1 protein-coding gene and 1 pseudogene are annotated in these 421 nt (G+C 43.7%); both read left to right on the plus strand.

Annotated features, from left to right (window positions below):
- Positions 1 to 191, plus strand: a pseudogene (locus PGX78_RS07475) (tRNA (adenosine(37)-N6)-dimethylallyltransferase MiaA); the annotation flags it as partial.
- A 1-nt stretch (position 192) separates the two neighbouring features.
- The coding region (locus PGX78_RS07480) for a methionine gamma-lyase family protein (protein ID WP_270446253.1) at positions 193 to 421 on the plus strand (229 nt) is incomplete at its 3' end.

The raw sequence follows: 421 nt of genomic DNA on the forward strand, positions 1-421 counted from the left end.
AGGCGGCGAGTGAGCTTATTAAGAAGAGAACTCGTCATTTTGCGAAGAGGCAAATGACGTGGTTTAAGCGCATGCCGTATATTCGATGGTATGAAAAGGATGATTTTGTAACGGAAGATGAATTGGCCTCTGCCGTTATTCAAGATATAGAAAATGAATGGGGCTCGAAAGTCGAGCAAAGGGTGAAATAACGTGGATATTGAACAAATCAGACGGGAAGCATTAAAAGAATGTGCCGAACAATTTGAACGAATCGACCATACGGCGCTGAAGAATACGCAAAAGGTCTTGGAAGCTTTTAAAGAGGCTCGTCTTTCGGCTTATCATTTTGCCGGATCCAGTGGTTACGGATACAGTGACATAGGTCGGGAAAAGCTTGACGAAGTGTATGCCGGAGTATTTAAGGCCGAAAAGGCTATTG

It is taken from the genome of Megasphaera sp. AF13-6AC (assembly GCF_027685385.1).
Taxonomy (GTDB): domain Bacteria; phylum Bacillota; class Negativicutes; order Veillonellales; family Megasphaeraceae; genus Megasphaera; species Megasphaera micronuciformis.